The following is a 10,111-nucleotide window of genomic DNA, read 5'->3' as shown; positions in this document are numbered from 1 at the left end:
CCATTTCTTTCCAAAATAACACTCCTGTGGACTCGCGCCCGTGAACCTGGACCTGTTTCTCCCGTGAAGGTGGACTCACCCCTACCGTTTCCTTGGACTCAGAGGGGCGAAATATACACACAACATATTGTCTATGTCGAAAGAGGGGAGCATACTTGAATTTCCGGGGACTGAAAAAGGTTTGCCTGGTTCTGGAGAACTGTGAAGAGATCGTCCTGACACCGGATGAAGTTATAAGATTCCGGATCTGCGGTATCAAAAAGGAAGTCATCTATGCGTCTGGCAGCGTCATTGAACACCAGAGCTGCGAGGAACTGTTCCTGGAACTTTCCCCACGAGCAGACCGGCATTACGACTGGTACGGAGAGACAAGTGAGGAGCGTGCATTCCAGCGGTTGGCCCGTCCGGATCTGACAAATGTGGAACTTACCTATGAAGATGGTACCACCCTTTATGTGGCCATGCCCTGGGATAACGGTGAGAATGAGTGGACAAACCGCCTTCAGACCTCCTTCCGAACGAAAGCGGGAACAATGCAGATCTTGATAAGCAGGAGCGGCAATGTGTCTGAGCTCCTTCCGGAAGAATAAAGAATCATCCCAGCGCTCCCTTCTTGCCTGGGGCGAAGTAGTGTGTTATGCTGAGGCAAGGAGGGGTGGCTATGTATGCCAAACAGCCTAAAAAACTTCTGATTATAAATATTCTGGACATCCTGCAGAGGTATTCCGATGAGAAGCACCGACTCAGCCAGCGGGAGATCGGCGATCTGCTGCGCAGCCACTATGGGATGACGGCAGACCGCAAGGCCATCAAGCGCAACCTGATGGACCTTCTGGAGTATGGTTTCGGGATTGAATATACGGAGAAACCCCGCAGCCGCTTGAATCCCGGGACTGGACGGCTGGAGGAGAATGTGGTCCTGACGGACTTCTATCTGACGCGGGAATTTACAGACGCGGAATTGCGGTTGCTGATTGACAGCCTTCTGTTTTCCCAACATCTGCCCCGCAGTCAATGCAATGCGCTGGTAGAGAAGCTGAAAGGACTGTCCAGCCAGTATTTTCGCTCCCATATGAAGCATATGAGCAAAATACGGGAGGACCAGACTGATAACAGACAGTTATTTCTAAACATAGAATTACTGGACGAGGCAATTGAAAAGAGGAAAAAGGTCGCGTTTCATTATCTGGAGTATAGAACAGATAAGCGGCAGTATCCCCGTATCCGCTCTGACGGCAGTGTGAGAGAGTATGTGGTCAGCCCCTATCAGATGGCAGCCAAGGAGGGCAAATACTACCTCATTTGTAACTCCGACCAATATGATGATGTGGCCAATTACCGTATGGACCGCATCTGTGACCTGATCATTTTGGAGGAGAGCGCCCGAGCCTTTGAGACCCTGAAAGGTGCGGGCGGCTGTGCCCTGAATTTGGAAGACTATATGAAGCGCCACGTCTATATGTACGCCAGCGGTGACGGCATGGCCAGGCTGCGGATTGCCCCCTTCCTGGTCAGCGACGTGATCGATCTTTTCGGAAAGGATGTCACCTTCTCCGATGAAAATGATGACGGCATCACCGTCACGGTGTATGCCAATGAGATGTCGATAGAACAGTTCGCCAAGAGCTATGTTCCCCATGTGACCATCCTGGGCCCGGAGGCTCTGCGGGTAAAGGTAAAAGGGATGCTGGAACAGGCCCTGGAAGGGTATCGATAAAGTGCGGAAGAAGGGAAAGCAAAATGGATCTGGAGAAGTATTTTGATTGGGAAAAGATCAAAGAGGCAGAGCCTGCGCTGTGCCGTGACTGTGACAGTCTGGAAGAAGCCATTTCGAGGTGCGTCGAACTGCACGATCTGTTTTCCCTTTGGCGGTGGGCACAGGCGTATGAGCGGGGTGCTATGGAAGGTGCGGACGACCCCAGACATTCTACCTTCCCGGACTTGAAAAAATATCATGGAAGCTGTGTGCTTTCCAGCAAGAGCTACAACGGAAATCCCGCATTAAAAAAAGCCATGCGCGACCATTTCTGCCCGGATGGTTTTTTGGAAGGGGATGGATACGAGGCAGATACGCTCACCGTGCTGTTCGTGTTTCGGGAGTCCAACATCAGTGATGATGTAACATTGGAAGATGGTCAGATCACGCTAAAGCAAGCGGACGGCACTGATAAAGCCTGGTTGAAGAAACAATGGGACAAAGTCGAGGGATCTGAACGTAAAGATCCATATGTCAGTTTCATGGAACAATATGTCAGTTTCATAGAACAGCATATCCAATCAGCAAAAGCCGACTATACATCGATTGAACGCATCGCAGCCATGAACCTGAACAAACGAGGCGGATTCGGAACATGCGGGTATGCCCGCCTCCGTCACTACGCAGAAGTATATAAACTGTTCATCGGACGCGAGATTGCCATCATAGACCCCGGAGTCATCATCTGTGGCGGCACTTTTGGCACAGTCAAGGAGCTTTTGCCAAATGAACTGGCAAATCGCGTAAAAGTCTGGGACTGCTATCACCCCAGGTCCCGGAGGGATCAGGATGCAGGCCAGATCAAGAAATGGGTATTTGAGGGCAGCTGCAGAGACGCATAATAGGGAAAAATGCAGCATTTCCAAGAAATCTTAGAATAGTCCAAAGATGCAGGAGGCGTTTTTATGGATTGGGTGAATCAGTATTGGAGTCCGGAAGAGCGATATCTTGTTTCGTTGGACTGCCAAAACATCCCTGCATCGATTGCGCATGGATGGGTCGGGCATCAGTTTTCCTGTTATACGATCGATTGGGAACGCAAAGATTCTGTGGAGCTTTCGGTGGTTTTTACCGCACTCAATCAGGATAAACGACGTTCATGTGACTCCGGTATGTGCATACCAGTGCGTGTGGTCGGAAATCTGAATGTCACGGAAGAAACCATACCCAGTATCTTGGATCTCTGCCGGCAGTCTGAAGAATGTAAAGATTCGATATGGCTGGTCGTATGTGCCGATAGTCCCAGCACATTGGAGGATATATACCGCACTTGTTTTCTCTTCTATACCGGGACACTTAGTATCGCACCTTTTGATGCCATGGATATCCGTGAGGCTATGGGAGCCGCTCTTTCCTCCAAAATCCAAGTCCTCACTTCCGGACCATATTTAAGCTCAGAAAATGACCTGTCTCTTCCGGAAGATGGCCGCTTTGTTCTGTGCAATGCGCATACCGGAGATATCCCAGAGTCATGGGGACTGGAGGATCAGGGGAAACTCGTAGACACTCAGTACAGCAAGTTGGCTGTGGAACCTGCGTTTTTTCTCAATATGACGCTCTTTTGTTGTCCTTTTGAATATCATCGGATCATTTATACCAAAGAGATCCTTGGAGACGGGAGTGGTCTCTCCAACCAAGAGGATAAAGATCCTTCCGCTTTTGATGATATTTTCTGATACTTTCCATGGGCGCTCTGGATAGACAAGCAAGATTGAGCAGTGCAGTGTTAAACCAGCCTTGAAGCTGTTTGGGATGGTGACAGCCTGGACTGGAAGGAGATCCCGGCGGACGAGATCACCCAGCGGGTGGTGAGCCGGGTGTGCCCCGGGTCTATCGTGCTCTTCCACAATGCGGCCATCCACACGCCAGAGGCCCTGCCCGGGATCATCCAGTCCCTGCTTCAGGAGGGGTACACCTTTGTGCCCATCTCCCAGATCATCCTGCCGGGAACGTGCGGCACAGACTATACCATCGACCACACCGGCCGGCAGCAGCCCTGCCAGAGCTGAGCGGCGGATGGGCGGAACGTATGGGAGACAGAAAACAGGGGAGCTTGCTGCAATATGCAGCAAGCTCCCCTGTTTATAAACTGTGGGAGAGCTATTACGTCAAAGACCGGTCCATAATGTCTGATGAAATTTCAAACTGGATATCCTGGGCGGTCTGGCCGGCGGCGTTCTCAGTCTTGAGTTCAGGCGGAATCACAAGTCCCTCGTCAGGACCTCTTCCGTACAATTTATATGCCTCAAGGTTGGGGCATTGTGTCAAAGGCGTCAGGTCCAGGGGGCGGGACACGCCGTCCAGAGAGATGGCCCGCAGCTTGGAAAGGGTGCTGAGCGGGGTCAGATCTGCGCCGGCGGTATCCATAGACAGATATTCCAGATTGGGCAGATTGGTAATGGTGTCCAGGGAGGGGGAGAATGCTACGCCATCGCCGTCATAATCATGGAACTCCAACAATCTTAGGCTGGGCAGCGTGTTGTTGACCTCCAGAAGGGCGGTCCCATCGATGCTGACTACTCTGATCTCTTCCAGGTGCTTCAGCTGGGAGATGTCCAGAGTCATATTGCCCTGAGTGTAGAGGTTCAGAGAAACCAGAGATTCCTTTTGCTCCAGAAGGGTCAAGTCTGTGCCTGGAGCCACTTCTATATCCAAATACGTCAGATTGGGCATCTGATTTAAAAAGTCCACATGGTCCACAGAGGGAGAACTGTTTCCAAGATCATCAAAACTGAGCCACTGGAACTGGGAAGATGCTTCAAACGTATCCAGCAACGCGCCGTCCTCCACCACAGGCCCATCAGCGGTAGGGTCCCAGCTTTCGGAAATACCTTCTTCTGTTACATGGAGGAAGTGGATAAATTCCACATCGCTGGGGTGGATGGGGCCCTCCGGCTTGTCGATGATAATGCGGATATTCTGCTCAAAGACGGGGTCAATGAAGGTGAGGGTGGGCTCATGGAGGGCCAGTCCTACGCCGCCCACCAGCAGGCCGCCCGCCGCCAGCCCGGCAACCAGCTTGAGTTTGAAGGCCCCGGACGCAGCCGACTTGACGGCGGTCCCCGCCGCGGCCTTTCCGCCTGCTGCCGAGGCCGCCGCCGTTGTGCCTCCGGCTGTCTGGGTCCCGGCTGCCGCGGCGGCGGTGGCGCCTGCCGCCCCGGCGGTCCCCAACCCGGCGGTGACAGCCTGCCAGGTCTGGGAAAAGACGGTGGGGTCGGGCAGTTCCCCGGCAAGGCAGGGGAAGAGAAGTCCAATGGGGGCCAGGGTGTGGAGCCGGATGCCGTCCCGCTCCTCCAGCGCCAGCACGTCCTCCTTTATTTGGAAATATAGTGGTACAGCCGCATCAGGGTGGTGATGCACTGCTCCCGGCTGTAGGACAGGGAGGGGGCAAACCGTCCGCCGCCCACGCCGTTCATAACGCCGCACCCCTGAATGGCCCCTGTGGCCTCCAGTGCCCAGGGGGAGATCTCCGCCCGGTCGGTGAAGTTTGCTTCTGCCGCCGGCAGGTGTTTGGACATACTCTGAGCCAGTCGGGTGAGCATGACCGCCGCCTGCTCCCGGGTCAGCGGGTCATTGGGATGGAAGCTGCCGTCGCCCACGCCGTTTACAATGCCCAGGTAGGCGGCCTTCTCCACGTCCTCATCCTTGGTGTCGGAGAAGGAGACACGGCCCTGCACCGGGCTGCCGGTCACCGTCTCATAGAAGCGGACCACCAGGGCGCAGATCTCCTGACGGGTGGCAGTCTGGGTGTAGCCGGTCTGAAGCTCAAAGGGCACCACACCCAGCTGGATGGCCTCCTGGACAGAGGCTGCCGCCCAGTCGGATGGCTTGGAAGCGTTGTCGGGCTGGGAGAAAAAGTCCACCTGGTAGGTGAAGTCCACCGCCTTGCCGGAGCGGTCCTTCAGGCCGTCGATGGTGACCTGGTAAACACCCTCATACTTGGTCACCCCGTCGGGCCGGAAGATGATGCAGTTGCCCACGCCGGAGGTTTCCACATTGAGGTAGCGGCCGGAGGCGGCGGGGGTATAGCTGTCCTTGCCGTCCAGGGTCCAGGTCTTGCCGTCGCTCTGGCGCACCAGAGTGACTACAAGGCCGGATTGGGTGGGCACCTGATAATCATCGGGGTTAAGCACCACGCTCCAGGCGGTGTTGGCGTCAAAGCTGTCCAGGTAGTTGGGGAAGTTGCCCGAGGCGGGCCAGCCGATAAAGTCATAGTCGCAGCCGCTGCCGCTGGTGTCGGTGACCTTCTCGGTTACAAAGTCGCGGTAGATACTGTCCAGGTTCTGGGCGTAGCCGAAGCCCACCCGGCCCAGCTCGGGGTTGAGCTGCCAGCGGCGGTGTCCCACCCGGGCCACGTTGCTGGCATCGCTGTCCTGCATAAACATATCCACCGACTCCAGCAGATCCATGCCTGCCGCAATGTTGCTGGTGGAGGTGGCCTCATAGGCCTTTTGATAGAAGCTGTTGTCCATATCCGAAGGCTTGCTGGGGGTATGGTTCAGACTGCCCAGGTGGGCCAGCAGTACCGCGCCATACTGGGCGTTTTCGCTCAGACTGTCGTCCAGCTGAACCTGAGGTACACCGGCCAGCCGCCGCAGCACATTCAGACGCTGGGCAGCGGCCTCCAGGGCCTGGTGATCCACCGCGCCGGTGGCATAGGGAGCGTGGATGGAGGGTTCCTCCGTCAGAACGGGGTTGGGAAGAGTGCTGGAGGCCTGATTTAGCAGCTGGACGATCTCTTCCTTGCTCAGTTTTTCCAGCGTGGTGGAGCCGCTGTGCCGCAGTTCGGTCCGCTCCGGTTCCTCAGTGGGCTGGGAGACCGTTCCGTCAGGCAGCAGGACCTTTACCCCCTCCAGCCGGACCGGGGCCCACGCTTGATTGGCGTAGTCCATGTCCAGGCTGGTGTCGCCCCACACCCAGAGGGAGCCGTCCGACTGAATGGCGGCGCCGTTGTTGTTGAGGCCGCTGCTGACAAATACCACATTGTCCAGGATCTTCTCCGGAGTGCCGGTGGTGGAAGAGGTAGTGCCGTTGCCCACCCCTCCGGTCAGGCTATCCCCCCAGGACCACAGGCCGCCCTGGGCGTCAATGTAGGTAAAGACACCTGCGTTGGTGGCAATGCTCTGCTGCTGGATGGAAACTTGCTGAGTGCTTTCAGCTGCCAGCGCCCCGGGCATGGCCCCCACCAGGAGGGCTGCCGCGCAGAGGGCGGAGAGCAGCTTTTTGGGTAACTGGATCCGTTTCATCAAAATTCCTCTCTTTCTTTTTTAGGTAGCGCTGCGGTACAGGAAGGTGCCGGCGGCGGAGGGCAAGGCAGTCAGTTTGTTTGAATCTCCTGCCGGTCCGGCAACCAGATCCCATGGAAAGGAAGCGCCTGCGCCTCCGCCGCTCCAGCCTGTGCGAGCTTGCCGCTCACGACAGTAAGAGCATTGGGGGAGGGGCGCGGTTTTATTTTTTGCGATCTTTTTTTCAGAAAATTTGAAACCCGACTTTGCGCATAAAAAGAACCAGACTAGCGGATAACTGGCCTGGCTCTTAAGTTGAGAAAGGAAATTTTATTGCTGAATAGCGGCTCTCAGCTTTTCTATGGTTTTCTTGACGGATTTTTTGGGGATGGAGGCGGTGATGCCTTCCAGGTCCCGCTCCTTGCCGCCCACGGAGCCCACGCCGATCTGCACCCAGCCGGACACCACCAGGGTGCTGCCCTGGTACTCGATCTTGATGTAGTGCATGGCGGTCATGAGACCGGTTCCTTTTTTCCACACCACTTCCCGGTTGTAGTCGATCTCCCGGTAATCGTCGGCGATCAGGATATCGCGCACCATCTGGTCCACGACCTGAGGGGGCCGATGAAAGTCGATTCTCACAGTTGTTCTGGCCATACACGAAAACTCCTCTCTTTTTCCATTGCTTTTCGGCAGCAGCCGACAGACTTTCCATTATTATAGTACATCAGGAACAATGTGGCAAGGATGGAAGAGAGGACTAAATTAAAAACGGCCTGCGCCTCAGGGCGCAGGCCGAAGGAGTTGCGTACAGGAGCGGGGCAATCCACACATTACCGCAGGCTCTCTGCCTTTTCCTTAATAAAGTGGCTCAGCCAGGAAGCCGTCGCCTTGTTTTCCAGGGCGAAATCGATGGTGGCCTCCAGGAAGCCGCACAGGTTGCCGGTATCGTACCGGCGGCCCTCAAAGTCCACGGCTACCATCCGGCTCTTGCGGCAGAGCTCCCGCAGACCGTCGGTGAGCTGGATCTCGCCGCCGTAGCCCGGCTTCAGGTTCTCCAGAATGTCGAAGATCTGGGGGGTGAGCACATACCGGCCCAGGATGGCGTAATTGGAGAACATCTCCTGGGGGGTGGGCTTCTCGTTCATGTCGGACACGTCGAAGATCCGGTCCTCCAAAGCGGAGATCTTCACAGAGGAGTAGCGGGAGATGGCCTCGGTGGACACCTTCTGAACGCCCACGGCGGAGGCGCCATATTTCTCGGCTCCCTCGATCAGCTGGAGGGTCACCGGCTTTTTGGCCCGCATGATGTCGTCGCCCAGCAGCACGGCAAAGGGCTCGTCTCCCACAAAGCGCTTGGCCCGGTAAATGGCGTGGCCCAAACCCTTGGTCTCCTTCTGGCGGACATAGAAGATGTTGGCCAGATCGGCGGCCCGGCGGACCTCCACCAGCTCCCGCTCCTTGCCGGCCTGGAGCAGACGGGTCTCCAGTTCGGGATAGTAGTCGAAGTAATCGTCCATGGCGGACTTGGCCCGGTTGGTGACGATGAGGATGTCCTCGATACCGGAGGCCACCGCCTCCTCAATGATATACTGGATCACAGGTTTGTCCACCATGGGAAGCATTTCCTTGGGGACAGTCTTGGTGGCGGGGAGCATCCTTGTCCCCAGACCAGCGGCGGGGATGACGGCCTTGCGGACTTTCATGGGGAATCCTCCTTGTCTGTTTGTAAAACTGAGGGCGTCGCCTCAGCGGGCAGCCAGGCGGCGCTCCGGGATCATGGTGCGGAAGTAGCGGATCTTAGGCAGGGCCAGCAGCAGCACGGAGCCCAGCACATAGCAGGCCAGAGCCTCGCCCACCACAAAGGTCCACATATTGAAGGTATAGGCGGCCCAGAAAGCGCCGTTGAGGGCGCCCGCCTCCGCCCAGGCCCACATGGGTGGCAGCAGCAGGGCGTTCATCACGATGGGGGGCAGAGCGGCCAGATACCAGCGGGGCATCTTGGTGCTCAGAAAAGCGGCGATGGCAGTGGCCAGGGTGCCTACGATCATGTCAATGGGACCGTAGGGAGAGAGAATATTGGTCAGCAGACAGCCCAGCGCCAGACCCGGCGCGGTGGCCGGGAACAGGAACGGCAGCACGGTGAGGGCCTCTCCCAGACGGACCTGAACAGGCCCGAAGGTGAGCTGAAAGATGTTGCCGAAATAGCACAGGACGAAGTAGACGGCGGCCACCATAGCGGCCAGGGTAAGATCACGGGTGGTAGATTTGCGCATACTAAGTTGGAACCTCCATTTTCGTATTTAGAGAACGGCGGTGAGTCCCGCCGAACGAACGCGGCATTGCCGCGCTTGGACCGGGTGTGGAAACCAGTCGGTCACATTCTAGCACAATCCCTGTGGAAAGGCAAGGGAAGGCGGCCTTCCCGGCGCTGATTTACAGGACCGGAAGAACCTGCTATACTGGTCAAAAAGACAAAGGAGGAAGCAGAATGGAACGATCCGCCGCGCAGGACCGCCGGAAGGCGGTGGAGCAGATGCTGGAGGAAGCAGGAGGGCCGGTGAGCGCCACGGCGCTGGCCAGACGGTTCTCGGTGAGCCGCCAGATCATCGTGGGGGACGTGGCTCTGCTGCGGGCTGCCGGGGCGGATATCGTGGCCACCCCCCGGGGCTATGTGCTGGGACGCCGCCCTGCCGGAGTGGAACGGCGGGTAGCCTGCGTCCACGCTCCGGAGGAGATGGGGGCCGAACTCAACGCCATTGTGGACGCCGGGGGCGAGGTGGCCGACGTAATTGTGGAGCATCCGGTCTATGGCCAGCTCACAGGCATATTGGGGGTGCGTTCCCGATATGATGTACAGGAGTTTCTCCGCCGGGTGGCGGCGGACAGCGCCAGACCCCTGTCTGATCTGACGGGCGGTATCCATCTGCATACAATTCGGTGTAAGGATGAAAAAACGTTCCAAAGGATACAGAATTCCCTAGAAAAAGCGGGGTTTTTGCTGGATATGTAAATATAGAATAGATGTTAGACGAAAGTTATGTTAAATCTGCCGAAAAAGTATTGCCAAATTGTGAATAATGGTGTATCATAGGGTACGAATCCTAGGGTTGGGGAGGCTTTTGGGATT

11 protein-coding genes are annotated in these 10,111 nt (G+C 56.4%); 6 read left to right on the top strand and 5 right to left on the bottom strand.

Annotated elements, in window-relative coordinates; genetic code table 11:
• Window positions 1-155: 155 nt before the first annotated feature.
• From B5G06_RS07080 to B5G06_RS07060, 5 genes are all read left to right on the top strand, one after another.
• Window positions 156-590, top strand: a complete 435-nt coding sequence (locus B5G06_RS07080) for a hypothetical protein (RefSeq protein WP_087188385.1) — start codon at window positions 156-158, stop codon at window positions 588-590.
• Window positions 591-661: 71 nt separating this feature from the next.
• Entirely contained in the window at window positions 662-1,717 is a 1,056-nt protein-coding gene (locus B5G06_RS07075) for a helix-turn-helix transcriptional regulator (RefSeq protein WP_158094673.1), read from the top strand.
• 23 nt (window positions 1,718-1,740) lie between these two features.
• Entirely contained in the window at window positions 1,741-2,598 is an 858-nt protein-coding gene (locus tag B5G06_RS07070; protein WP_087188383.1) for a hypothetical protein, read from the top strand.
• A gap of 63 nt (window positions 2,599-2,661) precedes the next feature.
• Entirely contained in the window at window positions 2,662-3,432 is a 771-nt protein-coding gene (locus B5G06_RS07065; RefSeq protein WP_087188382.1) for a hypothetical protein, read from the top strand.
• 132 nt (window positions 3,433-3,564) lie between these two features.
• Window positions 3,565-3,765, top strand: coding sequence for a hypothetical protein (locus tag B5G06_RS07060; RefSeq protein WP_242955390.1), 201 nt, complete (start codon window positions 3,565-3,567; stop codon window positions 3,763-3,765).
• Between the two features lie 94 nt (window positions 3,766-3,859).
• Here the strand turns inward: B5G06_RS07060 and B5G06_RS07055 are convergent, their stop codons facing one another.
• The 5 genes from B5G06_RS07055 to B5G06_RS07035 form a co-directional block, all read right to left on the bottom strand.
• Window positions 3,860-5,062, bottom strand: a complete 1,203-nt coding sequence (locus B5G06_RS07055; protein WP_087188381.1) for a leucine-rich repeat domain-containing protein — start codon at window positions 5,060-5,062, stop codon at window positions 3,860-3,862.
• Between the two features lie 8 nt (window positions 5,063-5,070).
• The gene (locus B5G06_RS07050) at window positions 5,071-7,002 is read right to left on the bottom strand and encodes an S-layer homology domain-containing protein (protein ID WP_087188380.1); all 1,932 of its coding nucleotides are present in this window, start codon (window positions 7,000-7,002) and stop codon (window positions 5,071-5,073) included.
• Between the two features lie 309 nt (window positions 7,003-7,311).
• Window positions 7,312-7,638, bottom strand: a complete 327-nt coding sequence (locus B5G06_RS07045; protein ID WP_087188379.1) for a hypothetical protein — start codon at window positions 7,636-7,638, stop codon at window positions 7,312-7,314.
• Between the two features lie 176 nt (window positions 7,639-7,814).
• The gene (gene galU, locus B5G06_RS07040) at window positions 7,815-8,687 is read right to left on the bottom strand and encodes a UTP--glucose-1-phosphate uridylyltransferase GalU (RefSeq protein WP_087188378.1); all 873 of its coding nucleotides are present in this window, start codon (window positions 8,685-8,687) and stop codon (window positions 7,815-7,817) included.
• A gap of 42 nt (window positions 8,688-8,729) precedes the next feature.
• Window positions 8,730-9,257: a QueT transporter family protein gene (locus B5G06_RS07035; protein WP_087188377.1), complete on the bottom strand. Its 528-nt coding sequence runs from the start codon at window positions 9,255-9,257 to the stop codon at window positions 8,730-8,732.
• A 215-nt stretch (window positions 9,258-9,472) separates the two neighbouring features.
• On the opposite strand from B5G06_RS07035, the gene B5G06_RS07030 reads away from it, so the two are divergent.
• Entirely contained in the window at window positions 9,473-9,994 is a 522-nt protein-coding gene (locus tag B5G06_RS07030; protein WP_087188376.1) for a transcription repressor NadR, read from the top strand.
• Window positions 9,995-10,111 lie beyond the last annotated feature (117 nt).

Source organism: Flavonifractor sp. An52 (genome assembly GCF_002159385.1).
Lineage (GTDB): Bacteria > Bacillota > Clostridia > Oscillospirales > Oscillospiraceae > Flavonifractor > Flavonifractor avicola.
The sequence above is the reverse complement of the archived record's forward strand: the minus strand, read 5'-3'. Positions and strand labels throughout refer to the sequence as shown.

Bases quoted from the DNA above. Each gene is read 5' to 3' on its own strand.
- B5G06_RS07075 (WP_158094673.1), top strand. From the start codon at position 662: ATGTATGCCAAACAGCCTAAAAAACTTCTGATTATAAATATTCTGGAC.
- B5G06_RS07070 (WP_087188383.1), top strand. From the start codon at position 1,741: ATGGATCTGGAGAAGTATTTTGATTGGGAAAAGATCAAAGAGGCAGAG.
- B5G06_RS07065 (WP_087188382.1), top strand. From the start codon at position 2,662: ATGGATTGGGTGAATCAGTATTGGAGTCCGGAAGAGCGATATCTTGTT.
- B5G06_RS07050 (WP_087188380.1), bottom strand. From the start codon at position 7,002: ATGAAACGGATCCAGTTACCCAAAAAGCTGCTCTCCGCCCTCTGCGCG.
- B5G06_RS07045 (WP_087188379.1), bottom strand. From the start codon at position 7,638: ATGGCCAGAACAACTGTGAGAATCGACTTTCATCGGCCCCCTCAGGTC.
- galU (WP_087188378.1), bottom strand. From the start codon at position 8,687: ATGAAAGTCCGCAAGGCCGTCATCCCCGCCGCTGGTCTGGGGACAAGG.
- B5G06_RS07035 (WP_087188377.1), bottom strand. From the start codon at position 9,257: ATGCGCAAATCTACCACCCGTGATCTTACCCTGGCCGCTATGGTGGCC.
- B5G06_RS07030 (WP_087188376.1), top strand. From the start codon at position 9,473: ATGGAACGATCCGCCGCGCAGGACCGCCGGAAGGCGGTGGAGCAGATG.